The organism is Mycobacterium sp. 852002-51163_SCH5372311, from assembly GCF_001667115.1.
Lineage (GTDB): Bacteria > Actinomycetota > Actinomycetes > Mycobacteriales > Mycobacteriaceae > Mycobacterium.
The window spans coordinates 170,291-194,691 of the sequence record NZ_LZIJ01000171.1; the positions used below are offsets into that span (position 1 = coordinate 170,291).

The window sequence follows — 24,401 nt, forward strand, 5'->3', positions numbered from 1 at the left end:
CGGATCTACAGATTCGCGAAGCAGGCGTCGTCCCGTGGGATGGATGCGTTATGCGTCGAATAGTGGCCCACCACTCCGCTATCCGTCACTTGCACGCTGTCGGCGTGGATGCCGAGTGGGTAGTTATCGGTCAGCTCGTTGGCAAAAGCGTCCAAGGCGGGCTGCACCGACTCGCTGGGCAGCGTGAAGCCGAGCCCGCTCAGGCTGACGACCTTCAGCCCAACACCGTTGGCCCCTACCTGCGGTTTGGCGGTGATGCTGCCCAGCACGCCATGCAGCTGGATCGTGCCGTCGGACGGATTGGTCTTGACGTCGCTGAGGAAGCTGCCGAACAACGGAATGGAGTTCTGCACGGTTTGCTTGATCCCGTCCGATGACCAGGTGACAGTGGCGTCCAACGCCCCGATCGTGCCTTTTGAGTTGGCGGTGCTCTGCAGCCGTACGTCGTCAATCCTCACCTGGGCCTTCATGAACTTGGCCTTCCGGATCTGATTCCCCGCAGTCGTGATCGAGATGTCGCCGTAGTGGCCGGTCATGTGTTGCAACAGAAACGGCCTTGCCCCGAACGACACGCTGGCCTTGTCCTGCACCGCGCACTCGGTGGCCGCCGCGACCGCACTGACGGCGCGGTGCCGTGCATACAGCTCCGCGCCGACGAGGCTCGCAGTGGCCAGGGACACAACGATGACGACGACCAGGACGATCGACAGCGGATCGCCGAGGCGAAAGCGTCGCACCTTCGGATTCCCGGGGGCCTCGGTCACCGGCGAGGACATCCTCCTACACCCTTTCGATTCGTAACAGACTGTAGGCGTTGTGTGTGGTGCACCGGACGGCGACGAAGCCTTCGGGCACGTCGCCGTCGTAATCGGTTGGCAGCACGAGGTATTTGGCTCCGGCACCCTGGTCGTAGCCGGTGTTTCCGACGTTGATTAGCGGCTCGTTCCAGCCATTGATGATGGCGCCGTACAACGCCTGTTCGCTGGCGGCGGGAATGTCGATGACGACGGGACCGTCGGCGATAGTGATGAAGTACATGACGTAGCTGGTCGAATGGTTCGGGGTCGTCGTCTGGTTCATCCAGGTGTTCGGATTGGACCAGAAGATGCAGTCGTTGTACCGGGCCCCGGCGCGGAAATACGCCTGCCGCATTGCGTCAACGTTCACCAAGGGCATGTCCCAGATCGCGGCCTCGACCGCGCGCCGATCGACCGCCCGCCGGTGCAAATCCTCAACGGTAGACGTCGGCATGCGGCAACCCCTTTTCACGCGAAGACCAGATCCCCGTACTAGGTCGACCGTAGCCGCCCGGCCGCCTTCGAGGTCCGAGGTGCAGGCGCAGCGGTCTGACCGTGGTGCGCCCCACGGGTGGTCTTGTCCCGCCTTGATCCGGCTTATGCTGCGCCCATGGACGTCTTCACCGACACGTCGACGCGGGCGCTGTTTCGGCGGTCGTTGACGTCCGCGCGGGCATTGGCTGGAAATCGACCGCCATCGGATTGTGCGGTGGTCGATGGTCCGAAGCTGTGCAGTCTGCTCGCCGGTGTGGCGAGTGATGCACGCCTGGTTGAGGTCCCAGTCAGCCGTCGTCCGTGGACGTCGAGTGGCGTACGCGTCAAGCAGGGAGATCGGGTGACGTGGCTGGCGTGGGGGCGAGCCTATGCGCTGATAGAGCGGGGAATTGGCGCCGGGCCGAGCTTCGGGTTGCTCGGCCGTGTCGAAGACGGGCCGGTTCAGATGAGCGCCCGTCCCACGTTCACGTTCACCGCCGACCGGGACGGTGAGTTGCGGTTCGGTGGGCGTTTACCTGGCGAGCTGCTGTCGAGTGGCGAAGTCCGGACCGACCGCGTCCCGTTTCGTGTGATCCGTGGAGGCTTCAGTGCCGTTGTCGCAGTCTGGCCGCAGGGCAGCGATGTCCACCATGAACTCGAACAAATCGTTTCCCTGGACTCGTCGGGACTGTGCACGATCGAGCTTCAGCGGCTGTCGGACCCACCTCGCCCACCGGACGGCTGGTTCTACCATCCGCTTCTGGGGCACGAGGAGGTGTACACCTCGACCGACGACGGTATCCAGGTGGACTGTTGCGACACTGTCGCGATCATTCGTCATCCCGTGAATGTCGAACTAGATGATCGGTTGCGGTTGCGCTGGTCGTGGCGTCTCGATCAGCTTCCGTCCTCGTTGCCGGAGAACACGATCCTGACGCACGACTACGTGAGCATCGCCGTCGAGTTCGACGACGGGCAGGATCTCACCTGGTACTGGAGTTCGACCCTCCCTCAGGGTTTGTCCTATCGGTGTCCGCTCGATCATTGGCGGCACCGCGAAACGCATATCGTGGTCCGCAGCGGGACCGCGGACCTGGGCCGCTGGGTCACCGACGAACGACCGATCCTTGCTGACCATCAAGCTGCCATCGGCGGCCGTCCCCCGCAGCGGGTGGTTGCGGTCTGGCTGATCGCCACCAGCCTCGCCCAGCACAACAGCGCAGTTGGGGCGTTCGGCAGTATCGAACTCGACGCTGGAACACGGCCAATCACAGTCCTTTGAGCACTGGATGGTTCACTCGTTGCAAGCCGGCGCAGCCGCCAGGCTGAGGCCTACTTCGAGGTCAACTGGGCGCGGCGGGTCACGAGCGTGGAGCCGGCCGCGGTGGCGAGCAGGATCGTTGCCTCGGTGGTGTGGACGATGTTGCCGAAGGTGTCGACGGCCATCACATGCAAGACGTTGTCGCCGCCAACGAAGCCGAGCGCGGCGATGAGCAGGTAGAACGGACCGCAAATCCAGGTGTAAGCCAACGCGCGACCGCGGATCGTTGCGGCCACCAGTGCGGCGACGCCGGTGACCAGGTGGAACAGGGCGTGCCAGCCGTTGACGGTGACCGGGATGAAGCCGAGGAACTGGATCGTGCAGGACCGCATGTGCCCGCCGCCGAAGGCCATGTCCGGGTAAATCCCGAAGGCGATGATTCCGTTGAGGGTGAACCAAATTCCGACGACGAAGACGAAGAACTGCAGCGGCGCCGCGAGGACCGCGTTGACGTAGCGCAGGGCGTGGCCGCGAAACGTATCAAAGCTCATCGTGCGGTCCCCCAAATACAGTGACGTCAGTCTCGGCGCAATGCGGCTTGTGTTTCCTGGTGGAGCCTCCAATCAGGCTCCGAGTCACGCACGTCCCGCTCCATCCGCCCTTTGAAGTCCGCCACCACGCGCCCCTCCTGTGCCCAACCGCTACGCACGCCTGCCAGCAATCGTGCTACGCCCGGCGCCTCGGCACAGCGGCATAGCTCAGATGCCCGATACCTGCGCCCGGCACTAGTGACAATCATGATGCTTAGTCTTATACATCATGATGCACTAGGAGTCGATTCGAGATGATAGAGTCGAAACATGCGTACGACAGTCGACTTGGACGACGACACCGCGAAAGCGATAGAGCAGCTACGCCGCGACCGCGGAATCGGCACCAGTGAGGCGGTCAACCAACTCATCCGACGAGGCCTGCTGCCACGGGACCCCGGCATGCCGTTCAAACAAAAAACAGCGCGACTCGGTATCCGCATTGACGTTTCGAACGTGGCGCAGGCGCTCGAGGACCTCGACGGGATCGAGGCGCGATAATTTGTTGGTCGACGCGAACATCCTGCTTTACGCCGTCGATGAGACCAGCACCTTCCATGAGGCGTCACGTTGCTGGCTTGAACGTGCACTCAACGGAAGCCGGCGCGTGGGTATTCCGTGGAGTTCGGCGACCGCGTTCGTTCGAATCGCCACCCACCCACGGGCGTTGCATTCACCCCTGACTCCGCCGGAAGCGTGGTCTTACGTCGAGGATTGGCTCGATGCACCCACAACATGGATTCCGGCTCCGGGGCCGGGTTACCGAAAGATTTTCGCCCGGCTAGTCCGCGAACTGGAGCTGCGCGCAAACCTGGTCAGCGACGCGGCGCTTGCTGCGTTGTGTATCGAACACGGCTTGACGATCATCAGCGCCGACTCGGATTTCGCGCGATTCAGTGAAGTCCAGTGGGTCAATCCCATTCAGACGGTTGGCGACAGGTGAGCCAACGTTCCTGCATCCTCCAGAACTTCTCCTCTGATTTTTACGACCACCTTGCCCTTTGCGCGCCCCTTTTCTACGTAGGCCAAAGCGTCCCTGGTCGATTGGAATGGAAAGACCCGATCCACAACAGGACGGATGACACCGAAATCAATGAGGTCCCCGAGCTCGCGCAACTGGTCACCACTCGCTTTCATGAACAAGAACGAGTAGGTCACTCCGCGCCGCTTGGCTTTCCGTCTGATCTTGAAACTGAGGAGGCGCATCGCTTGTATCAAAAGCCAGTTCACCCCGAACTCTTTGGCAAAGTTGGGTTCAGGCGGCCCTGCCACGGAGATGACTTTGCCGCCGGGTTTGAGCACCCGCAGCGACTTTTCGAGTGTCTCGCCGCCCTGGGTGTCGAGTACCACGTCGTAATCGCGCAGGATGGCTTCGAAATCGTTGTTCTTGTAGTCGATGACGACATCTGCTCCGAGACTTCTGACCCATGGAACGTTCGCAGTGCTGGTGGTTGTAGCGACAGTCGCCCCGAGATGCTTGGCCAGTTGAATGGCGATCGTCCCGACACCTCCGGAGCCGGCGTGGATGAGCACCTTCTGGCCGGGTTGTAGCTTTGCTTTTTCGATCAGGGCTTGCCAAGCGGTCAGACCGACCAGAGGTACCGAAGCTGCTTGTTCCATATCTAGCCGGTGCGGTTTTTTGGCGACGTCGTTCTCGGCGATTGCGATCAATTCCGCGAAAGTGCCAATCCGGTCTTGAGCGGGCCTCGCGTAGACTTCGTCACCTGGCTTGAATCGCTGAATCTCGGGGCCAGCCTTGACGACAGTGCCGGCGAGATCGTTGCCCAGGACCAGCGGCAATTGGTAGGGCAGAAGGAGTTTGAGCTCGCCATTCCTGATCTTCAGATCCAAGGGATTGATGCTGGCGGCGTGGATTCGGACCAAGACGTCACCGTCCCGCAATTCGGGCTCGGGCGCCTCGATAGCCTGAAGGCTTTCCTTCTTTCCATATCGGCTGATAGCAAAAGCTTTCATCGTGTTCATGTCGATCTCCTGATGGTCATTGCCCGGGCCTCGGCCGCGCCAAGGCGTTTCCGCAGCGAGGGTTTTGTCGATCCCGCGTTTCTCGGGATGGCATCGGCGACAAGAACGTGGTTGGGCGCTTGTAGCCGCTGAGATTGCGCGCGCAAAGTGCTTGCAGCGCTGCGGGTCGATGGTCAGGGGTTTACCCTGACGCAGGCGTCGGGCGGAGTTGCTCGGTGAGGAACTCGATTTGGTCGCGTACCAGTGCTTCAAAGACCTCCCCGAGGTAGAAGTCGAAATGGCCGGCATCGTAGCGCTTGATCTCACCCCGCCTTGCCGTGCGCGCGTATCGCAGGGTCTGGGCGGGTGGCGTGACCGAATCGGTGTTACTGACGCAGAACAGGATTGGGACGCCGATCTTCCTCGCAGCGCGTCCGGGCCGATAGGCCATGATTGTCGGCGCGACCCGCGCCGCTACCTCATTCCGAAACGTTCTGTCGGGCGGCACCAGCGCCGCGTAACCGGGAAGGGCGTCCGGGGCGTTCATCAGGGCCAACGAGCCCGGGGGGCCGGCGAGCGGGATCATCACGGGCGGCCTGCGAAAGATCATGGAAGCCAAATCCCGCGCGACCGAGGGCAACACCTTCAGGGATTCAGCAGTGCCCAGCGCGAGCGCTGAGGCGAGGCCGTCGGTGAACGGGCACTGAGCCACGGCCGCGCGCAGTTCGGGATGGCGTGAGGCGACGATGATGGAGTGGCCGCCACCAAAGGAGCTGCCCCACACCGCAATCCGGTTGCCGTCGATGTCGCGTCGAGTCTTCACCCATTCGATGGCGGCGTCCCAGTCTGCGAGTTGTCGCTTGATCGAAAGGAGCTGGCGGGGTTGTCCACTGCTGTCGCCGAAGTGCCGATAGGTGAAGGCGAAGGCCGCGATGCCGGCGTGTGCGAAACGCTCGGCGAAAGCGTCCAGGCGCATCTCGCGGGTGGCACCGAGGCCGTGTCCCAGGATGACCACGGGCGGCGCGGTGACGCTGGTTGGCACGTAAAGCCATGCGGCGCAGGTGTCTTCGCCGGAGGTGAACGAAACGTCGTGGCGTGTGAAAGGCTGCACGGTGGTCATTTCTTCAGTGCACCGTTGCTAGTGCCGACCCCGGGCACCCGACCCGATGCGAGCGCTTCTGCATAGGTGTCCGGGCGGTAGAGAGGTAGTTCGCCGGTGGCCTCCGTGGTCGCCAGGTAGGAGACCATCAGTTCCTGACCGACCTCGGACTGATCGGTGCCGAGGAACTCGGTGCGCTCCATGTGCAGGCCTTCCGGCAGCGACATCGAGCCACCGAAGTACACCGACCGCTTGATCGCCTCGACTGACCCCTTGGTCCGCTTGCCGAAGTATGCCGCCAGTTCGGCCGCTCGGGTGACGACGTCGTCAGGCGCCACCACGTCGTCAACGGCGCCGTTGGCCAGAGCCTCCGCCGGGGTGAACGGCTTGCCCTCGAGGATCGCGACCAGCGATTTGTGGGCACCGATCAGCCGGGTCAGTCGCTGGGAGCCACCGCCGCCGGGCATGATCCCGAGGAGGACTTCTGGCTGACCGATGAAAAAGTCACCGTCGGCCATGACGCGCAAATCGCATGCCCACGCGAATTCCGCACCCAGGCCCAGAGCCGAACCGTTCAGGGCAGCAACGAAGATTACGCCGCTGGCGTTCATCTTCAAGAACGTCGCGTGCAAGCGGTCGAGCTGAGCGACTCCCCGCAGCGGGGTTCGCTGCACAACCGGCTCGAGGATGCGGACTCGGTCTATGCCTCTCGCCAAGCGCAGTGCGGCCGAGGCGCCGCGTCGGCTCAATTCCGGAACAGCGGCACCCTCTGCCTGCAGCCAGCGCACATCGGCATGGCTGACGAACCGGCCGGGTCGCGCGCCTGTGAAGACAACGGCGTGCACGCGCGGATCGCGGTCGACGCGGTCCACGAACTCGTCGAGCTGGTTGGCGATGTCGAGGCCAAACAGGCTGTGGGGTCCCCCGTCGACCCGCACAGTCAGCACGGCGCCGCGGTCATCGATCTCGAAATGGTCAGTCATCGGTGTGTCCTCTCGTAAACACGAGTTTGTAACGAAGTTACAAGATACTATAACGAAGTTATACTGATCTGGCAAGGATCAGGCGGACTGTCCTTCGGGACTGTGTGAATTCAGGGGAAACCATGCCGAGCACCTCAGATGAGGCGATACCGGAGCGGGTGCCGGAACGGCTCATTCAGGCCACGATCCGTCTGCTGGCCGAGCAGGGGCCATCCGCCATCAAGGTGCGTACCGTATCGGCCGCAAGTGGGCTCTCGACGAGTTTGGTGTACCACTACTTCGGTGGGGTTCCTGAGCTCATGGGTGCCGTTGTAGAGCAAGGGTTCAAGGAGCTCGACAGAGCGTTTTCTCGTCTTCCGGTGACTGATGATCCAATCGCGGATCTGGCTGTCCAGGCGCTGACGTGCCGGCGGTTCGCCCGCGAGAACCCCCACCTGTATGACGTCATGTTTGGACTGTCCACTCGCTCGACGTATCGTCCGCTGACAGAAGCCGACGTTCGTTCTAGCGGAAGTTCGCCGACCTTCCGAGCCGCCTACGCCCATGTTGCAGAAGCGTGCCAACGGCTCGTCAGTTCAGGCAGGGTCACGCCACAAGAACCCGAAGGCGTCGCTGCCCAGTTGTGGAGCTTCGTGCATGGCTTCATCACACTCGAGTTGGCGCAGACCTTCGTCGATTTCGATGACCCAGTCAGGCAGGTACTACTGCCGATGGGTGTGAATCTTTCTGTCGGACTGGGCGATACGCGGAAAAGGGCGCAGGCCTCACACGAAGTGGCCGCGCGCATGTTCGAGTCGATTGCGCGGGCTGACGAACGTCAGGCTGACGTGGAGGATGGCGTGGTCTCGTAATTAAGTTTGTCGACCCCCGGTACGAGTTGGTCATGCCTGCCCAGTGCCTCGCACTCGCTCTCAAGGGTCGGCACCACATCGGCTGCGAATCGCCTCATCCAGGGCCATGCCGCCGGGGAGTTCAGCGCCGCCTTGGCCCAGTTGGCCACCACGACTGCGCGCGGGACGTACACCCGGCTGCGCCGGCGCGCGAGGCCGTCGACAATCGCGGCGGCTGCCCGGTCGACGCTCGTGGTGACGTTGCCTGGATAGGGCAGCCGTCGGCGCAGGTCCTGGAACGACGGAAAGTCTGCCTCCGCGCCTCGGACGAGGTCTGTGTCAATCCACGAGGGATGCACGAGCCCGACGCTGATACCGAGGTGCGACACCTCCTGGCGGTAAGCCAGGGCGAGCATCTCGACGCCGGCCTTGCTCGCGGCATATGAGCTCATTCCAGCCAGCGGCGTGAACGAAAGCGCGGATGCTACGACCATCACCTGGCCTCGGCTGCGCTGCAGATGGGGCGTCGCGTACTTGAGGGTGCGGAAAACGCCGTTCACGTTGATGTCCACAACTCGCTCGAACGACGCTTCGTCGACCTGCCGCACCGTCCCATAGGACACAACCCCTGCATTGGCGACCACGATGTCGATGCCACCCATCACCCCTGCACAGTTATCGATCGCCGACCGCAAAGCAGCGCCGTCGCGCACATCGGCTTCCCACCAGGACGCGCCAGGACCCAGGTCCTCAGCGAGGGCACACAACCGATCGGGCTCAAGGCCGATCAGCGCCAACCGAGCACCTCGGGCAGCCGCGACTCGTGCCACCTTCTCTCCGATGCCGCGAGCCGCTCCGGTGATAACGATTCTTCGACCCATAAGTTTGCGAACCATCGGGCGAATGTAACTTCGTTATAGCCGAAACGCAAACGCAGTCGTTTCTCGTAGGGGTTCGAGAACGCGGGCGAGTGTGCGGTAACGGATGCCCATGCCGCTGACACAGTGGCGGTCAGGACCCGCATCGCCCAGTCTGTTGCAGCGGTTCCAATAAGGACATTCAGTCGTAGAAATCGCGCCGACCTGCGGAACTAACGGTGGTGGGACTTTTACGCGAGCATCGGGTCGATTGCCGACCGGGGAACCAGGACCTGCAACGCCCCGAATGAGTCGGGCAGCAGCACGCCTTGGTCGAAGAAGAAGATCACCCCGTCGTTAACCACCGCGAAATTCTGGTAGTTGGCAGGGTTGTACAGCGCCGGTTGTGCGATCGGCAATGGCGGCGCGGGAGTCGGCGTGGCCGTAGCCGGTTGTCCCGGTTGTGCCGGCGGCGGCGTTGGGGCCAGTTGCTTCTGCAGCTCAGCCTGCACGATCGGCGCGACGGTCTTCAGGGGATCATCGACCCGCCACAACGGCGTATGTTCTTTGTCGTCCGACGCGGCTGTATAGGTGATCGCCTTGCGATAGGTCTGGTCCCAGTTGAACGCCTTGAACGTCGTTTGCGGATGCGCGCCGCCGACGTTCTGGTAAACCTTGAACACCACGGCCTGCGTGCCGCGCGGGGGAATCGCCGAGTTGTATTCCGTCGGTTTGATGGTCAGCTCATACGGAGTATCGCGAGGCGCACCCGACTTGGCGACGTTCAAGAACCCGTCGCGCGTTTGGGAGATGTAGTCGGCGACCGACTTCTGGTCGGGGTAGTCCAGCGGGATGCTGATGTCGACCCTGTACCCGGGGTCAGAGAGCTGGATCTCACACGTCTTACCGGTATTGCCACCCTTGAGGTCGGCGCAGTAATCCTTCGGTGCGGCCCCGGCGACACCATTCGAGCCGACGATGGCGGCTGCCGCAACGAGCACGGCCACTTTGACGATTCGCATGTCCAAATCCCTCCGAGCGAACTGCGGCACGGCGCCGCGCACGCGAGACTAGCGTGGATTGTTCCTGTGAAGCATGCCGGGCGGAGATACCGCGTGCGGACCGACGGCCGGTCGTGGCGAACACGCGTCAGCGGATTCGTCAGATCGCGCCTGTGGGGTTCCGCTGGTCAAGCAGTGAGCTGCCGGGAATCGACGACACCACAAAAATGGCTCCGAGGTGCGGAAACGTTGAATTTTGCACGCGATAGTAGGCGAATCGTCGCGACACGACCTCCGGTTACGCGGAAGGTGTTGATGGCATCAACACTATGGAGCTCGGCGCGTAGCCGCGAGCTTTCAGGAGTCGGCGTTGTGCCCCGCAATGTGATGTGCGCGACGGAAGATGTTCAGAGGTTCCGGGATCCGAAAGATCATCACGCTAAGCGGGGTCGGCGAAAACCGGACGCTCCCCAGACATTCCAGCGACCACGGCAGCGATCTGGTTGGGTGTGCCGATCAGTCCGGTTTGCAGATCTGATTCTCGCGCAAGAGCCGCCGCGGCGTCGTTGCTGATCCAGGTTTCGTTGTACAGGCACTTCGCGGCACGGATGGCATCCGGTGACTTCAGTGCGATCTCGCCCGCGAGCGCCAGCGCCGCTGCCAGCGGATCCGCGGCCGTCCGAGTGACCAAGCCGAGCTCGGAACCCTCGCTTCCGGAAACAATGCGGCCAGTGAACGTCAACTCTTTCGCGACGTCGATCGGTAGAAGTCTCGGCAGTGTCTGCGTGATGCCCATGTCGGGAACGAGTCCCCACTTGATCTCCATGATGCTCAGCTTCGCGTCAGGCGCGGCGATCCGGATATCAGCGCCGAGTGCGATCTGCAAACCGCCGCCGAAGCAGTTGCCGTGGATCGCGGCGATGACTGGCGCCGGTACCAGCGACCAGTCGTAGCTCACGCGCTGAGCGAGGTTCGCCGGCCGGTCCTCGTCTCGGGCCAACAGAACGCCCGTGCCACCTTCGCCGCCCATGAAACTTGCCACGTCCAAACCAGAGCAGAAGCTCTTGCCCTCACCGTGGAGAACGACCGCGCGGACCGATGTATCACCCGCCAGCTGCTCTGCGGCCTCCACCAAGCCTTCGAACATTGCTTGGTCGAGCGCATTGTGCTTATCGGCGCGCACCATGGTCACCGTTGCCACGCCGTTTTCGGCGATCCGCAGACGGACTCTGTCTTCGCTCACAAGTAGGAATCTATCGCGCCGTGACCTGATCAGATGGTCTGGCAGCGGCAACCAACTTGGTCTACTTCCGTCTGCCCACTCCGCTATCGAGAACCAGACGGGGCGATCCGCTCTACTGCGAAGCGGCGGAGGCGTCTTCGGTCGGTACCGCCCGGCCGACGCAAGAGTTCCGCAAGCTGTCAGGCGCACGCTGTGGTTACCAACAAACTGAGAGATCAGAAGATGAACCGACGAATCGCAGCACTGGCATCCACTGTGTTGGCTGGCTGTGGTTTGCTGCTGGCAGCTCCTGCCCAGGCCCGACCCCTACCACCGCATACGTGGTGCCCCGGCAATTCCATGGTGTACTCCCGCTACGACATGTCGTCAGGACCAGGCGTCGCCTACCAATGGGACATGAATGTCTGCCACACGTGGTACTGGGTACAGAATTCGGCCGGCAACGTTCCGTACAAGGGCCACCTACCGAGCGATGTGTGGGACGGAGACAATCCGCCCCCGGTTCGAGAGGATTCATGCGACTTCTGCTGGTAACGCGGCGGACGAGTTCCCGGAGTACCAGAACTTCCGTGGTGGAGCTGCCGGGAATCGAACCCGGGTCCTACGGCATTCCCTCAAGGCTTCTCCGTGCGCAGTTCGCTATGCCTCTGCTCGGATCTCCTGGTCCCGCGAACTAGCCAGGATGACGATCCCAGTCGCTGTGATTGTCCCGATGAGTCCCGCGACCGAACTCATCGGTGGATCCCTCTAGCTGATGCCGGGGTCCGGGTCGAGGGCGTTCCCGGTCCGACAGACTAGCTGTCGCTTAGGCAGCGAGAGCGTAGTCGCGCTGATGTGAATCGGCGCTTATATGGTTGCAACGACGCTTACGGTGGTCTCTTGCCTGCACCGGCACGCTTCCCTTGATTCGATGCGCGAAGTCGAAACCTTTCAGCCCCTTGTCTTTACTGCTTCGAGCATCCCCGCCGATTTTCGGCAGGACCATCAATGGTACGCCGAAATCAACACGCGGCAACGCAATTAACTTCGCGGGCCGGGCGGCCAAAGCCGAACGGCCCCCGGTCCCCGGGGGCCGCTCAACTGACTGGCTCGCCGGCTCGCTAGCTGATGCCGACCACATCTTGCGCGATGGCGGCAACGCGAGTCTGCGCCGCGGAGACGATGCGTTGCCGGTTCTTGTGCGCCTCTTCGTAGGCGATGATCGCGCGAACGTCGTTGGCGGCCGTCAGCTCCTTGATCGCGGCCACCGCGTCGTTGACGTTGAGGTCGTCGTAGTTCTTGATCGGCAACTCGCGGGCGTCGAGAACGCCTGCGGCGGTGCGCCCGGTGTGCAACGCGTCGGCGACCCGGTTGGCCCCCTCGGAGCGGGTGACCCGCTCGGCGGCTTTCAGAGCGGCGTTCTGCGAGGCAGAAAGCGCCTTCGCCGCGATCTCGCTGGCGTTGCCGCCGCGCTTGATCAGGTCGTTGACCGCGGGACCGGTGGAGCGCACCGCGTCGACCGCCCTGTCCACCCCACGCGCCGACCATGCCGCCGGCAGGTTGAACAACTTCACCGCCGTGCCCGCGGCTGCCTGCAGCGGGGTGCGACGAAGCGCGGCCGGACCCCCGAGGGCGTCTTCGGCCAGCACCGTGGTCAGCCAGTCCACCGTCGCGGCGTGCGCAGTGATCAAGCGGTCGGCGAGTTCCACGATGTCCTTGCGGTCGGCGGCCACCGCCAGCGCTTTGGCGTAGCGGGCACGGTCCAGCAATTGGTCCTCCAGCGCAAGGTCACCCAACAGCGCCTCGTCGAACGGCTGGGCCTGTTCGGTCAACGCCTTGACCGCCGCTGCGGCCCGGCCCAAGAACGGGCCGATCACGTCGGGGTAGCCGCCCAGGTCTCGTATCGCACGCTCGATCGCTTCCGCTCGCTCGCGGCCATGGGCGGCGTTCTGCGAGAGTTCACGGCGCACGGCCTCGGTGCGAGCCTGGGCGACGCGAGTTTCGGCGACCTGGATTTCGGTGCTGGTCAGATCGAGAAGAGTGCGCAGTTGGACTAGCAGTCTCGAGGTATCGGGTGCAGTCATCAGTAGACCTCCTGGGGTTCACGATTGGTTGTCGGCGCGAGTTGCGCCCGTATCTTTTCGGCTACCCGGGCTGGCCGCACCGACAACATTTAACGGCCGGTTGTGAGATATGTCGCATTGACCCAACGGCCATCACGTACCGCGAAAGATGCGTTCAGATTACGAAATTCAGGCGCTCGACGATCTGCGCAGCCACATCCTCATCACCACTGAGTTCGACGTCCTGACTACGCGCCGGACACATCGGCCGGCCGCCGGCAAGCCTGGTGAACTGCAGCCCGTCGAGCCGGATGGTCGCCGTCGGCTCCTGGCCACCGAAATCGTCGACCACCTGAGCGCGGCCGTCGACGCTGACCCGGATTTCGCGGGCCAGCGGGCCGTTCAGCTCGAACAGGACGCGCGAACCGTCGGGGGCTTTGCCCCGCTTGCCGACGACGAACCCCATCGTGCCGGCGATCTCGTCGAGCGACAATTGCGACGCGCGCCCGCCGAGTTCGTCGTCGGACGACGGCCGCTGCAGTGCCATTCGGATGTCCTGCTCATGCATCCAGCAGTCGAAGACCCGCACCCGCATGAACCGTCCGTAGCTTTCCGGACCCACCGGTGTCACGGTCAGCGCGTTCCATTCTTCGTCGGACATGCCGGGCAAAACCTCGCGGCGGCCCTGAGTCACCGAACGGAACCGCTCGAGGACACTGGCTCCCGGCTCCCCGCTGAGATGGCGCACCCAGCATTCGTTCAACGCACCGATGTCGTTGCGGACATGGTCAAGCTCCTTGACCTCGACGTCCGGCTCGGGTGGCGAAATGCCCGACAGGAAGGACTCCGTCCCGATGATGTGCGACACCACCGACTGCACGTTCCAGCCGGGCAGCGGCGTCGGCGCCTGCCAGCCCGACTCGGGCAGCCCGTCCAGCAGCGCGTCGATGGAATCCCAGACTTCGAACAGGCCGGACAAAACGTCGGCCTTGTCGAGCGTGGTGAGGGGTCGGTCGGCCATGGTCGGATCGTAAGCCGCGAAGCGCCGAAACGCGTCAACCCGCGGCGATCGGGTGCGTGCCGATCAGCTCATGCCCTTCGCTCGACGGCCGAGTTCGCGGACCACCTCGCGCTGGGCGTCGCGGCGGGCCATGTCCTGGCGTTTGTCGTACGCTCGCTTGCCACGCGCCAACGCGAGCTCGACCTTCACTTTCCCTTCGGAGAAGTACAGAGACAACGGCACCAGGGCGAGGTTACCGTCGCGAATTTTGCCGATCAGGGTGTCGATCTGGCGCCGATGCAACAGCAATTTCCGGTTGCGACGGGGCTCGTGGTTGGTCCAGCTGCCGTGCTGATACTCCGGAATGTGCAGGTTACGCAGCCACACTTCGCCGTCGTCAACCGTTGCGAACGCGTCGGCCAGCGACGCTTGGCCCTCGCGCAGACTCTTCACCTCGGTGCCTTGCAACGCCACCCCGGCCTCGAACAGCTCGACGATCGCGTAGTTGTGCCGGGCCTTGCGATTGGTGGCGATGATCTGTTTGCCACCGCGCTTGCCGGAAGGCTTGTCGGCCACCGCTTTACCGCCGCATGTATAGGCGCAACGTCACATACGCCGTCAACCCGGACATCGCCACGCCCAGCAGGAAGAGCCATGGCGTGATGTCGAGGATGTTGATGTAGTCGACCTTCGCGATCAGGTTGGCTTGGTAGAACTGGCTCAGCGCGCTGTCCAGGAACAACGCCCGCACCACGAGCAGGCCCAGGATGGCGATGCCCACACCGACCGTCGCGGCCAGCATGGCCTCCACCAGGAACGGCAGCTGGGTATACCAGCGGCTGGCACCCACCAGGCGCATGATCCCGATCTCGGTACGCCGGGTATAGGCCGCGACCTGAACCATGTTGGCGATCAGCAGAATGGCCCCGACGGCCTGGACCAGCGCAACGGCGAACGCGACGTTGCTCAGGCCGTTCAGAACCGCGAACAGCCGGTCGATCAGCTCCTTCTCGTTGAGCACGTGGTCCACCCCGGGCTGTCCCTGCATGGCGGCGTCGAAATCCTTGTGCTCCTCGGGGTTGTCGAGTTTGACGATGAACGACGCCGGAAACGAATCCTTCCCGGCCACGTCCTTGAACTGCGGGAATTTGCGGATGGCGTCGGCGTAGGCGTCGTCGCGATTGAGGAAGCGCACCGACTTGACGTCTTTGCGTGCCTCGATCTTGCCGCGCAATGCCTTACACGGGTCGGCATCGCACGCCGGGTCGTTGGCCGAGACGTCGGTGGTCAAGAACACCTGGGACTCGACCCGATCCAGGTAGATGGCCCGGGAGTGCTCAGCCAGCTGGACGACCAGCAGACCGCCGCCGAACAAGCCGACCGAGATCGCTGTGGTCAGGATCATCGCCACGGTCATGGTGATGTTGCGAAGAAGGCCGGTGACGACCTCGTTGAACAGGAAGCCGAAGCGCACTTAACGATCCATCCCGTATACGCCGCGCTGTTCGTCACGAACCAGCCGGCCCAGTGAGAGTTCGACCACGCGCTGCCGCATCGAGTCGACGATGTGGTGGTCGTGAGTTGCCATCACCACCGTCGTGCCGGTGCGATTGATGCGTTCGAGCAAATCCATGATGTCCTGACTGGTGTCGGGGTCGAGGTTGCCGGTGGGTTCGTCGGCCAGTAGTACCAGCGGCCGGTTGACGAACGCCCGGGCGATCGCGACCCGCTGCTGTTCACCGCCCGATAGCTCGTTCGGTAGCCGGTTGGCTTTGCCGGAGAGGCCGACCGTCTCCAGCACGTCCGGCACCACCCGGTTGATCGTGTCGGTGCGCTTGCCGATGACCTCGAGCGCGAAGGCGACGTTGTCGAACACGGTCTTTTGCTGGAGCAACCGGAAGTCCTGGAAGACGCAGCCGATCACCTGGCGCAGCTTCGGTATGTGGCGGCCACGCAGCTTGTTCACGTGGAACTTCGACACCCGGACATCACCGGTGGTAGGCACCTCCGCACCCAGCAGTAGCCGCATGAACGTCGACTTGCCCGAGCCCGACGGGCCGATCAGGAATACGAACTCACCCTTGTCAATCTTGACGTTGACGTCATCCAACGCCGGACGTGCCGATGATTTGTACTGCTTGCTGACGTGGTCCAGCGTGATCATCACGGGTCGCCAGTGTAGCGGTGATTTTCGCCGGGTCGCGACGGTCACCGAGCGGGCGGCGCCGGGGTGGGCACCGGACCGGGCCCGGGCTGCGGTAGCTGAGACGGCGATGTGGGCGTCGTCGGGCTGGGGGTGCAGAAGGGCGGTATGCAGGGCGGCTGGAACGGCGGAGGGGTCGTCGTCGTGATGGTCGTCGTGGTCGGCGGCGGCTCAGTAGTGGTCGAAGGCGGCTGCAATCTGGTGCGCGGCACCAGTGTGTAGTCCGAGTTGGGGTCGGGGACATAGGTCTTGGTGCCCTCGTGGTTGTCAGTGGTGTAGCCCGGCGGCGGCGGCGGCACGACCGTGGTCGTCTTCGACGGCGAGTTTTCGTTGAGTTCGTGGGCCTGTAGCCACAGCAGCGCGAAGAACGCGACGACAAGCACCAGCGTCGACGTGCGAAGCCGTCCGCCGAAGACATAGTTCGGCCAGCGCTTGTCCTCGTCCTCCTGGCGTTTCTCGAAGATATTGAGTGTGAGCTTCATCGCGCTACACCGAGCCTTGAATCTTCTTATCGGATTTCGGCGGCGCGTTTTCTTGTGCGGCCTCAGCGGCGGGCACGGCCGGACCGTCGACCAGGCCCACCGTGGGGTCGGCGGCGGTCAAGATGCCGGCGCGCTCAAGTGCCCGGACCACCAGATAACGCAGTCGCCGGCCTGCCTCGAACTGCTTGCCCGGCAGTGTGCGGGCCACCAGGCGCAGCGTGACCGTGTCGACCTGGATGCTTTCGACACCCATCACTGTGGGCTCGTCTGACAGCAACTCCCCCAGCACTCTGTCATCGCGGGCGTGCTCACATTCCTGGTGCAAGACGTCGTTGACACGGTTGAGATCGGCGGTGGTTGACACCGGAATATCGACCACGGCCTGCGCCCAATCCTTGGACAGGTTGGCCGACTTCATGATCTGACCATTCGGGACGGTGAACACTTCGCCGTCGGCAGAACGCAGCCTGGTCACTCGCAATGTCACATTCTCGACGGTGCCGTAAGCCTCGATGGCGGACCCAAGAGAAAGCTTGACCAGGTCACCGAAGCCGTACTGCCGCTCCGCGATGATGAAGAAGCCGGACAGCAGGTCCTTGACCAGTTGCTGGGCGCCGAAGCCAAGCGCGGCGCCCAGCACGGTTGCCGGCGCGATCAGGCCCCCAACCTTGAACTGCAGGACGTCGCTGACCTGCATGACGACGACGATGCCGATGAGCACGATCGACACCCAGCGGATCACCGACGCCACCGCTTGACGGTGTTTGGTGGCCTCGGAACGCACCAGCGCGTCGCTTTCTTCGAAGCCGACGTCGAGGCGCTGAGTCACCTGCTGTGCCACCCAGCTCACGAAGCGGGCCGCCAGGACCGCGCCGATCAGCAATATGACGATGCGCAGACTGCGCTCGCCGATCGTGCTGCGCCAGAAGTCATGCCAGTAATGGGTCCCGCTGGACCACCCTGTCGCAAGAATAAGTCTGTTAGTCGTCATCTTTTCGGTTGCGCCACCGGATTCCCGCTTCCAGGAACCCGTCGATGTCTCCGTCCAGAACGGCCGCCGGATTGCCGACTTCGTACTCGGTCCGCAGATCCTTGACCATCTGGTACGGGTGAAGTACGTAGGAGCGCATCTGGTTACCCCAGGAGCTGCCGCCCTCCCCTTTCAACGCGTCCAGCTCTGCACGTTCTTCTAAACGCTTGCGCTCCAACAACTTTGCTTGGAGCACTCGCATCGCAGAAACCTTGTTCTGCAGTTGCGACTTTTCGTTCTGACAAGTCACGACGATACCCGTTGGGATGTGGGTCAAGCGCACCGCCGAGTCGGTGGTGTTCACCGACTGGCCGCCCGGCCCGCTGGAGCGGTAGACGTCTACCCGCACGTCACCTTCCGGAATGTCGATGTGATCGGTGGTCTCCACCACCGGCAGCACCTCGACTTCCGCGAACGACGTCTGCCGCCGGCTCTGGTTGTCGAACGGGCTGATCCGGACCAGCCGGTGGGTGCCCTGTTCGACCGACAGCGTGCCGTAGGCGAACGGCGCATGCACAGCGAAGGTGGTGCTCTTGATTCCCGCTTCTTCGGCGTAGGAGGTGTCGAACACCTCGACCGGGTACTTGTGCTGCTCGGCCCAACGGATGTACATCCGCATCAGCATCTCGGCCCAGTCCGCGGCGTCCACGCCTCCCGCACCCGACCGGATGGTGATCAGCGCCTCACGCTCGTCGTACTCACCCGAGAGCAGGGTCCGCACTTCGGCGGCCTCGATCTCGTCGTGCAGCTCCTTGAGCTCGGCGTCAGCCTCGGCCAGCGCGTCCGCTTCACCCTCCTCGGTCGCCAATTCGTAGAGAACGGGCAGGTCGTCGAGGCGTTGCCGCAATTCTTCGACCCGGCGCAGCTCACCCTGGGTGTGGGATAACTCACTCGTCACTTTTTGCGCCCGCGCTTGGTCGTCCCACAGTTTGGGATCGGAAGCCTCCACTTCGAGCTTCTCGATGCGCCTGCGAAGACCGTCGACATCGAGCACCCTCTCCACCGTGGTCAGGGTGGCGTCGAGGGCGGCGATGTCGGCTTGACGGTCGGGTTCCACAGCCGCCCACGTTACCGGCGCCCCTGTTCGCGCCGCGACCAGCAGCGCACCGTTTAGCATCGAGTGGCAATCGTGTGCAGCCCGCGACTGCGACGCCCAGCTCTTCCTCAGCCCGTCGGCGTCGCAGCCGGACACAACAGAAGGTTGAGTATGCGTCCATATCATGTCGCGATCGTCGGTTCGGGGCCGTCGGGATTCTTTGCTGCGGCATCGTTGCTGAAGGCCGCCGACGCGTCCAATCAGATTGACGTCGCCGTCGACATGCTGGAGATGCTGCCGACGCCCTGGGGGCTGGTGCGTTCTGGCGTCGCGCCCGACCACCCCAAGATCAAGTCGATCAGCAAACAATTCGAGAAGACCGCCGCCGACCCCCGCTTCCGGTTCTTCGGCAACGTGATCGTGGGCGAGCACGTCGAGTCCGCCGAGCTGGCCGAGCAGTACGACGCCGTCATCTACGCGGTGGGCGCGCAGTCCGATCGCGCGCTGAACATCCCCGGCGAGGATCTGCCGGGCAGCATCGCCGCCGTCGACTTCGTGGGCTGGTACAACGCCCACCCGAACTTCTACGACATGATGCCCGACCTCTCGGGCCGTCGCGCGGTCGTCATAGGCAACGGCAATGTCGCGCTCGATGTGGCACGCATCCTGATCACCGACCCGAATGTGTTGGCAGAAACCGACATTGCCGACCACGCACTGGAATCGCTGCGGCCGCGTGGGGTGGAAGAAGTGGTGATCGTCGGGCGGCGCGGGCCGCTGCAAGCTGCGTTCACCACGCTGGAGTTGCGGGAGCTCGCGGATCTCGAAGGCGTGGACGTGGTGCTCGATCCGGCGGAACTGGAAGGCATCACCGACGAGGATGCGGCCGCCGTGGGCAAGGTCTGCAAGCAGAACATCGCCGTGCTGCGCGGGTATGCCGGTCGCGAGCCACGCCCTGGGCATCGACGGATGGTATTCCGGTTCTTGACATCGCCGATCGAGATCAAAGGCGAGGGCAAAGTGGAGCGGATTGTGCTGGGCCGCAACGAACTTGTCACCGACGAGAACGGGCGGATCACGGCCAGGGACACCGGCGAGCGCGAAGAGCTGCCAGTTCAGCTGGTGGTGCGCTCGGTGGGTTATCGCGGCGTGCCCACCCCGGGGCTGCCGTTCGACGAGAAGAACGCGACCATTCCCAACACCGCCGGCCGGGTCGAGGGCAGCCGCAACGAATACGTCGTCGGATGGATCAAGCGGGGGCCGACGGGTGTGATCGGCACCAACAAGAAGGACTCACAGGACACCGTCGACACGCTGATGTCCGATCTGGCCGGCGCCGATTTGGCGGATTTCCCCCCGGACCACGCCGACAAGCTGACGGAGTGGCTGGCCGAACGCCAGCCGAAGCTGATCACGTCGGCGCACTGGGATGTCATCGACCGCTTTGAGCGGGCCGCAGGAGAACCGCAGGGGCGCCCGCGGGTCAAACTGCCGAACCTGGCCGAGCTGCTGCGCGTCGGCCACGGCTGATCATCGAAGCGGTCGCAAGCGCGGCGGAGCCGGGCGAAGCGGGCCGCGACCATTTACGGGTCGCGGTCGCAAGCGCGGCGGAGCCGGGCGAAGCGGGACGCGACCATCTAAGTATCGCGGTCGCAAGCGCGGCGGAGCCGGGCGAAGCGGGCCGCGACCATTTACGGGTCGACGAGCACCCCGGGGTTCAGGATGCCGGCCGGGTCCAGCGCGGACTTGGCCGCGCGCAGTGCCGCCGCGAACGGGTCCGGGCGCTGCCGGTCATACCACGGTCGATGGTCGCGACCAACCGCATGATGGTGGGTGATGGTGCCGCCGTGTGTGCTGATCGCTTCGGACACAGCGGCTTTGATCTCGTCCCACTGCGCCTCGAGTGAGCCCCAGCGTCCCCCGGCATAGATGCCGTAATACGGTGCGGGTCCGTCGGGGTAGACGTGGGTGAACCGGCACGTCACTGCACCGGCCCCGCAGACCTTTTCGATCGCCGTGCGGGCCGCATCGGTCACCGCCGCATGCAGGGCGTCGAATCCCGACCAGGTACAAGCGGTTTCGAAGGTCTCGGCGATCACCCCGCGCCGGGCGAGGGCGTCACGCTGATAGGGCATCCGCAGGAACACCGAGCGCCAGGTGGCTGAAGCATCGTTTCCCGTTGTGTGACTTTGTGTTTCGCGACTGCGTCGGGCGATGACGGTGCCGCCGTGTCCGCCCGCGATCTCGACGGCTCGATCGAGCCAGGGGTCGATCGGATGATCGGCCGACTCGAAGGCGAGCACCAACAGCCCGCCGCTGACCGCAGTGCCCGCATTCAGAAAGGCCTCGGCCGGATCCAGCAGCCGGCAGTTCGCCGGGTACAGGCCGGCCTGCGCAATGGTCCGGGTCGCGGCCACCGCCGCGGTCCAATCGTCGAATGCCACTGACGCCGTGACCTGCCACCGCGGCCGGTCCTGCAGCCGCATCCATGCCTCGGTGATGATGCCGAGCGCGCCCTCGGAGCCGAGGAACAACCGGTCCGAGGACGGCCCCGCACCGGATCCGGGCAGTCGCCGTGACTCGCTGACCCCGGCCGGTGTGACCACCCGCAACGACTCGGTCAGGTCGTCGATATGGGTGTACAGCGTCGCGAAGTGCCCGCCGGCGCGGGTGGCCAGCCAGCCGCCGAGGCTAGAGAAAGCGAAGGACTGCGGAAAGTGTCGCAGCGTCAGATCGTGCGGGCGCAACTGTTGCTCGATCCACGGACCAAGCGCGCCCGCCTGAATGCGTGCGGCGCGGCTGACGCGGTCCACTTCCAGCACTGAGCTCATGACGGAGACGTCGACCGTGACCGCCGGACCGTCGAAACGCGGCTCGACCCCACCGACCACCGAGCTGCCACCACCGTAGGGAATCGCCGGAATCCCCTCACGCGAACACCAATCCAGCACGTCGATCACGTCCTGTTCGCGGCGCGGCCGGATGATCAGGTCGGGAACGTGGTCGAGGTGGCCGTTCAGATTGCGCGCGACGTCACGAAACGCCTTACCGCGCGCATGGCCGGCCCGATCCGCGGGATCGGCCGAACACAGGCTGGCCAGCGAGGGCGGCGGAGCGATCCGCGGGGCCGCCAACCCGAGCTCGTTGGGGTTCGGGGGCCGGTGGTCGGTCAGGTCATGGCCGGGCAGCAACTCGGCGACGCGCGACTCCAAGGTCCGCGTCTCCTGCACGGACAGCGCGTCCTCGACTGTGCCCCAACCCCACCACGAACGCATGCGGCGGCGTCAGCGTTTGACGACGACGAATGCCCCGCCGGCGACGAGCAGCACCAGGGCCAGGGCGATACCCCAGCCGGCACCGGCCAGAATCCAGGTGACGGCCACCAGCCCGATCAGTGGCGACAACGCGAAGAGCGTCAGTCCGGGGTGCTGCCTGATCACTTCGAGCGCACTCGTCGCCCGGACCCGATCGATTTCCTTGCCCATGGGATTCAGAATGCCAGACAATTCGGTTTTCACCGCTTTTTGTTGGCGGGTACCCAGACGGGCCCTGGCAGCTCGTCACACCTGCCACTCGGCTACCAGAAAAGGCGCGATGTCGCGATGCTTCAATTCGATAGCGCCGGTGATAGCAGATCGCGGAATCAGTGGACCATGCCTCAAGGTGTCACCGCGGCGGCCATTCGCTGTGTCGAGCTTTGCGCGTGAATCCTGGGCTTTGCGCGTGAATCCTGGGCGGAAATTGCCGCCGACTTCCGCCGTAGGTTCACAATGAAAGCCGTAGGTTCACAACAAAAGCCGGAGGTTCACAGTGAAAGCCCTGAGCTCACACTGAAAACACAGATACGTGATGCCATTAGGGGGCCAATCCTCACCGGGGCGGCTCCGGGCGCTGCCCACCGATCCGGCCTGATCACCGATGAAATTCCTTACTGCGCAACCCAGTCCGCAAGCCATGGGTGCCACCGTCGAGTAATTTGAGTCGAATCGGGTCAAACGCCGCGATGATTCGCAATAGCTGATGAGACAAGTGATTTAGCTGAGATGACCAATGGCCCTATCGACGTACACCGAGACTTCGTAACGTGAAGCACGTGGACATCGCGGTCGTCAGGAAGGCAGTCCTGCTGGCCTGCCGCGCGCCGTCCGTGCACAATAGCCAACCCTGGCATTGGATTGCCGACGGCAGCGCGCTCCGCCTGTTCGTCGACTACCACCAAATCGTCCCCGCCGCAGATCATTCCGGTCGGGAGGCTCTGCTGAGTTGTGGCGCTGCACTAGATCACCTGCGCGTCGCGATGACGGCCGCGCATTGGCGAACACACATCACCCGGTTCCCCAACCCGAACAACGCGGCGCATTTGGCCACAATCGATTTCAGCCCAATCGAGCACGTCACGGAAGCGCAGCGAAACCGCGCCAGCGCAATCCTGCAGCGACGGACGGATCGGCTTCCCTTTGACTCCCCCACCTGTTGGCACCTCTTCGAACCGGTGCTGCGAAGCGGCATCGACGAGGGCGAGGTAATGCTCGACGTCCTCGACGATGACCAGCGGCCACGACTGGCACAGGCATCACAGCTCACCGAGGCCCTTCGGCGCGACGATGCGTCGTATCACGCCGAACTGCAATGGTGGACATCGCCGTTCGCACTGGCACAGGGCGTGCCGCCGAATGCGCTGGCATCGGACACCGAACGGCTCCGGGTTGACGTCGGCCGCGATTTCCCCGTCCGGGGCCATCAGAATCGCCGCCCCGAGATCACTGCGGACGACTCGAAGATCCTTGTGCTGTCCACCCCTGAGGACACCCGCCTCGACGTGTTGCGCTGCGGCGAGGTGCTCTCGACGGTGTTACTGGAATGCACCATGGCCGGCATGGCGACTTGCCCGTTGACCCATCTGATCGAAACGACCGAGAGTCGCGACATCGTGCGTGGCCTGATCGGCAATCGCGGCGAACCACAGGTCGTGATCCGCGCAGGCATTACACCGCCAATGGAAGATCTTCCGGCCCCGACTCCGCGGCGGCCATTGGACAATGTGCTAGAGATTCGTTAACCGAAAGAAAGGTTGAGTCCATGGCCGAGGAGCCCGTTACCGTTCTGTCCGAAGACGAAAGCTGGCGCCGGTTGGGCGGCGTCGCGCTGGGCCGACTGGTCACCACATTCGCCGGCGAGCCAGAGATCTTCCCGGTCAACTATGCCGTCCAGGGCCGGACCGTGCTGTTCCGGACAGCGGAGGGCACCAAATTGTTCTCCGCCGTGGCCAGCAACACCGTGCTCTTCGAGGCCGACGACCACGATGTCGCCGAAGGCTGGAGCGTGATCGTCAGGGGCCGTGCAAAGCTGTTGCGCACCGACGCCGAGATCACGGAAGCCGAACGCGCGCAATTGATCCCGTGGACCGCCACCCCCAAGGTGCACTACGTCCGGGTGACGCCGTCCGAAATCACCGGCCGCCAGTTCAGGTTCGGTCCGGAACCGGATCCGCACGCGAGCTTTGCGTCCTGA

General features: G+C 63.8%; 26 protein-coding genes and 1 other RNA gene. 7 read left to right on the forward strand and 20 right to left on the reverse strand.

Features of this window, described 5'->3' with window-relative positions; translation table 11 throughout:
- Positions 1-5: 5 nt before the first annotated feature.
- Positions 6-776 (reverse strand): DUF2993 domain-containing protein, encoded by a 771-nt coding sequence (locus A5791_RS19565; protein ID WP_067240331.1) that lies wholly within the window; start codon positions 774-776, stop codon positions 6-8.
- A gap of 4 nt (positions 777-780) precedes the next feature.
- On the reverse strand, positions 781-1,251 hold the full coding sequence (locus tag A5791_RS19570; protein WP_067240333.1) for a DUF1254 domain-containing protein: 471 nt from the start codon (positions 1,249-1,251) through the stop codon (positions 781-783).
- A gap of 156 nt (positions 1,252-1,407) precedes the next feature.
- On the opposite strand from A5791_RS19570, the gene A5791_RS19575 reads away from it, so the two are divergent.
- On the forward strand, positions 1,408-2,553 hold the full coding sequence (locus tag A5791_RS19575) for a DUF3047 domain-containing protein (RefSeq protein WP_082967022.1): 1,146 nt from the start codon (positions 1,408-1,410) through the stop codon (positions 2,551-2,553).
- A 50-nt stretch (positions 2,554-2,603) separates the two neighbouring features.
- Here A5791_RS19575 and A5791_RS19580 read toward each other — a convergent pair whose 3' ends face one another.
- Positions 2,604-3,083, reverse strand: coding sequence for a DUF4383 domain-containing protein (locus tag A5791_RS19580; RefSeq protein ID WP_067240334.1), 480 nt, complete (start codon positions 3,081-3,083; stop codon positions 2,604-2,606).
- A 309-nt stretch (positions 3,084-3,392) separates the two neighbouring features.
- Here A5791_RS19580 and A5791_RS19585 point away from each other — a divergent pair, with 309 nt between their 5' ends.
- Complete coding sequence (locus A5791_RS19585) at positions 3,393-3,623, forward strand: ribbon-helix-helix protein, CopG family (RefSeq protein ID WP_067240335.1); 231 nt, start codon at positions 3,393-3,395, stop codon at positions 3,621-3,623.
- A gap of 1 nt (position 3,624) precedes the next feature.
- Positions 3,625-4,065: a TA system VapC family ribonuclease toxin gene (locus A5791_RS19590; protein ID WP_067240337.1), complete on the forward strand. Its 441-nt coding sequence runs from the start codon at positions 3,625-3,627 to the stop codon at positions 4,063-4,065.
- Here the strand turns inward: A5791_RS19590 and A5791_RS19595 are convergent.
- The 3 genes from A5791_RS19595 to A5791_RS19605 all read right to left on the reverse strand — a co-directional run bounded on the left by A5791_RS19595 (position 4,044) and on the right by A5791_RS19605 (position 7,166).
- Positions 4,044-5,096, reverse strand: coding sequence for an NADP-dependent oxidoreductase (locus tag A5791_RS19595; protein ID WP_067240551.1), 1,053 nt, complete (start codon positions 5,094-5,096; stop codon positions 4,044-4,046). The two genes, A5791_RS19590 and A5791_RS19595, sit on opposite strands and share 22 nt — an antisense overlap.
- Before the next feature lie 190 nt (positions 5,097-5,286).
- Entirely contained in the window at positions 5,287-6,204 is a 918-nt protein-coding gene (locus A5791_RS19600) for an alpha/beta hydrolase (RefSeq protein WP_067240338.1), read from the reverse strand.
- Positions 6,201-7,166: an enoyl-CoA hydratase/isomerase family protein gene (locus A5791_RS19605; RefSeq protein ID WP_067240340.1), complete on the reverse strand. Its 966-nt coding sequence runs from the start codon at positions 7,164-7,166 to the stop codon at positions 6,201-6,203. Before A5791_RS19605 ends, A5791_RS19600 begins: the two co-directional genes overlap by 4 nt.
- A 158-nt stretch (positions 7,167-7,324) precedes the next feature.
- Between A5791_RS19605 and A5791_RS19610 the strand changes: the two genes are divergently transcribed.
- Positions 7,325-8,017, forward strand: coding sequence for a TetR/AcrR family transcriptional regulator (locus A5791_RS19610; RefSeq protein ID WP_369828105.1), 693 nt, complete (start codon positions 7,325-7,327; stop codon positions 8,015-8,017).
- Here the strand turns inward: A5791_RS19610 and A5791_RS19615 are convergent.
- The 12 genes from A5791_RS19615 to prfB form a co-directional block, all read right to left on the reverse strand.
- Positions 7,984-8,892, reverse strand: coding sequence for an SDR family oxidoreductase (locus A5791_RS19615; RefSeq protein WP_067240344.1), 909 nt, complete (start codon positions 8,890-8,892; stop codon positions 7,984-7,986). The genes A5791_RS19610 and A5791_RS19615 overlap by 34 nt on opposite strands.
- 212 nt (positions 8,893-9,104) lie before the next feature.
- Positions 9,105-9,875: an esterase gene (locus A5791_RS19620; RefSeq protein ID WP_082967023.1), complete on the reverse strand. Its 771-nt coding sequence runs from the start codon at positions 9,873-9,875 to the stop codon at positions 9,105-9,107.
- A gap of 418 nt (positions 9,876-10,293) precedes the next feature.
- A complete protein-coding gene (locus tag A5791_RS19625) occupies positions 10,294-11,097 on the reverse strand; it encodes a crotonase/enoyl-CoA hydratase family protein (RefSeq protein ID WP_067240345.1) in 804 nt (267 codons plus the stop codon).
- Positions 11,098-11,667: 570 nt separating this feature from the next.
- Positions 11,668-12,035: a transfer-messenger RNA gene (ssrA, locus tag A5791_RS19630) on the reverse strand.
- 162 nt (positions 12,036-12,197) lie between these two features.
- Positions 12,198-13,160, reverse strand: coding sequence for a hypothetical protein (locus A5791_RS19635; RefSeq protein ID WP_067240346.1), 963 nt, complete (start codon positions 13,158-13,160; stop codon positions 12,198-12,200).
- Between the two features lie 154 nt (positions 13,161-13,314).
- Complete coding sequence (locus tag A5791_RS19640) at positions 13,315-14,160, reverse strand: maleylpyruvate isomerase family mycothiol-dependent enzyme (protein WP_067240347.1); 846 nt, start codon at positions 14,158-14,160, stop codon at positions 13,315-13,317.
- A gap of 63 nt (positions 14,161-14,223) precedes the next feature.
- Positions 14,224-14,715, reverse strand: a complete 492-nt coding sequence (gene smpB / locus A5791_RS19645; RefSeq protein WP_067240349.1) for an SsrA-binding protein SmpB — start codon at positions 14,713-14,715, stop codon at positions 14,224-14,226.
- Positions 14,716-14,719: 4 nt separating this feature from the next.
- A complete protein-coding gene (gene ftsX, locus A5791_RS19650) occupies positions 14,720-15,613 on the reverse strand; it encodes a permease-like cell division protein FtsX (protein ID WP_067240351.1) in 894 nt (297 codons plus the stop codon).
- Positions 15,614-16,303 (reverse strand): cell division ATP-binding protein FtsE, encoded by a 690-nt coding sequence (ftsE, locus tag A5791_RS19655; protein WP_067240353.1) that lies wholly within the window; start codon positions 16,301-16,303, stop codon positions 15,614-15,616. It abuts the gene before it with no gap.
- Between the two features lie 44 nt (positions 16,304-16,347).
- Entirely contained in the window at positions 16,348-16,824 is a 477-nt protein-coding gene (locus tag A5791_RS19660; protein ID WP_067240356.1) for a hypothetical protein, read from the reverse strand.
- A 4-nt stretch (positions 16,825-16,828) separates the two neighbouring features.
- On the reverse strand, positions 16,829-17,815 hold the full coding sequence (locus A5791_RS19665; protein WP_067240358.1) for a mechanosensitive ion channel family protein: 987 nt from the start codon (positions 17,813-17,815) through the stop codon (positions 16,829-16,831).
- Positions 17,805-18,911 (reverse strand): peptide chain release factor 2, encoded by a 1,107-nt coding sequence (prfB, locus tag A5791_RS19670; protein ID WP_067240556.1) that lies wholly within the window; start codon positions 18,909-18,911, stop codon positions 17,805-17,807. The genes A5791_RS19665 and prfB overlap by 11 nt, the downstream gene beginning before the upstream one ends.
- Positions 18,912-19,061: 150 nt before the next feature.
- Here prfB and A5791_RS19675 point away from each other — a divergent pair, with 150 nt between their 5' ends.
- On the forward strand, positions 19,062-20,420 hold the full coding sequence (locus A5791_RS19675; RefSeq protein ID WP_067240361.1) for an FAD-dependent oxidoreductase: 1,359 nt from the start codon (positions 19,062-19,064) through the stop codon (positions 20,418-20,420).
- Between the two features lie 161 nt (positions 20,421-20,581).
- On the opposite strand, the gene A5791_RS19680 is transcribed toward A5791_RS19675, so the two are convergent.
- On the reverse strand, positions 20,582-22,165 hold the full coding sequence (locus A5791_RS19680) for an FAD-binding oxidoreductase (RefSeq protein ID WP_067240363.1): 1,584 nt from the start codon (positions 22,163-22,165) through the stop codon (positions 20,582-20,584).
- 9 nt (positions 22,166-22,174) lie between these two features.
- Positions 22,175-22,375 carry a hypothetical protein gene (locus A5791_RS19685; RefSeq protein WP_067240365.1) on the reverse strand — a complete coding sequence of 67 codons (201 nt, stop codon included), beginning with the start codon at positions 22,373-22,375 and terminating at the stop codon, positions 22,175-22,177.
- 608 nt (positions 22,376-22,983) lie between these two features.
- On the opposite strand from A5791_RS19685, the gene A5791_RS19690 reads away from it, so the two are divergent.
- Together A5791_RS19690 and A5791_RS19695 are read left to right on the forward strand one after the other, a co-directional pair.
- Complete coding sequence (locus A5791_RS19690; protein ID WP_156661520.1) at positions 22,984-23,949, forward strand: NAD(P)H nitroreductase; 966 nt, start codon at positions 22,984-22,986, stop codon at positions 23,947-23,949.
- Between the two features lie 20 nt (positions 23,950-23,969).
- The gene (locus tag A5791_RS19695; RefSeq protein ID WP_067240367.1) at positions 23,970-24,401 is read left to right on the forward strand and encodes a pyridoxamine 5'-phosphate oxidase family protein; all 432 of its coding nucleotides are present in this window, start codon (positions 23,970-23,972) and stop codon (positions 24,399-24,401) included.

Bases quoted from the DNA above. Each gene is read 5' to 3' on its own strand.
- A5791_RS19565 (WP_067240331.1), bottom strand. From the start codon at position 776: ATGTCCTCGCCGGTGACCGAGGCCCCCGGGAATCCGAAGGTGCGACGC.
- A5791_RS19570 (WP_067240333.1), bottom strand. From the start codon at position 1,251: ATGCCGACGTCTACCGTTGAGGATTTGCACCGGCGGGCGGTCGATCGG.
- A5791_RS19575 (WP_082967022.1), top strand. From the start codon at position 1,408: ATGGACGTCTTCACCGACACGTCGACGCGGGCGCTGTTTCGGCGGTCG.
- A5791_RS19580 (WP_067240334.1), bottom strand. From the start codon at position 3,083: ATGAGCTTTGATACGTTTCGCGGCCACGCCCTGCGCTACGTCAACGCG.
- A5791_RS19585 (WP_067240335.1), top strand. From the start codon at position 3,393: ATGCGTACGACAGTCGACTTGGACGACGACACCGCGAAAGCGATAGAG.
- A5791_RS19595 (WP_067240551.1), bottom strand. From the start codon at position 5,096: ATGAAAGCTTTTGCTATCAGCCGATATGGAAAGAAGGAAAGCCTTCAG.
- A5791_RS19600 (WP_067240338.1), bottom strand. From the start codon at position 6,204: ATGACCACCGTGCAGCCTTTCACACGCCACGACGTTTCGTTCACCTCC.
- A5791_RS19605 (WP_067240340.1), bottom strand. From the start codon at position 7,166: ATGACTGACCATTTCGAGATCGATGACCGCGGCGCCGTGCTGACTGTG.
- A5791_RS19615 (WP_067240344.1), bottom strand. From the start codon at position 8,892: ATGGTTCGCAAACTTATGGGTCGAAGAATCGTTATCACCGGAGCGGCT.
- A5791_RS19620 (WP_082967023.1), bottom strand. From the start codon at position 9,875: ATGCGAATCGTCAAAGTGGCCGTGCTCGTTGCGGCAGCCGCCATCGTC.
- A5791_RS19635 (WP_067240346.1), bottom strand. From the start codon at position 13,160: ATGACTGCACCCGATACCTCGAGACTGCTAGTCCAACTGCGCACTCTT.
- A5791_RS19640 (WP_067240347.1), bottom strand. From the start codon at position 14,160: ATGGCCGACCGACCCCTCACCACGCTCGACAAGGCCGACGTTTTGTCC.
- ftsE (WP_067240353.1), bottom strand. From the start codon at position 16,303: ATGATCACGCTGGACCACGTCAGCAAGCAGTACAAATCATCGGCACGT.
- A5791_RS19660 (WP_067240356.1), bottom strand. From the start codon at position 16,824: ATGAAGCTCACACTCAATATCTTCGAGAAACGCCAGGAGGACGAGGAC.
- A5791_RS19665 (WP_067240358.1), bottom strand. From the start codon at position 17,815: ATGACGACTAACAGACTTATTCTTGCGACAGGGTGGTCCAGCGGGACC.
- A5791_RS19675 (WP_067240361.1), top strand. From the start codon at position 19,062: ATGCGTCCATATCATGTCGCGATCGTCGGTTCGGGGCCGTCGGGATTC.
- A5791_RS19680 (WP_067240363.1), bottom strand. From the start codon at position 22,165: ATGCGTTCGTGGTGGGGTTGGGGCACAGTCGAGGACGCGCTGTCCGTG.
- A5791_RS19685 (WP_067240365.1), bottom strand. From the start codon at position 22,375: ATGGGCAAGGAAATCGATCGGGTCCGGGCGACGAGTGCGCTCGAAGTG.
- A5791_RS19695 (WP_067240367.1), top strand. From the start codon at position 23,970: ATGGCCGAGGAGCCCGTTACCGTTCTGTCCGAAGACGAAAGCTGGCGC.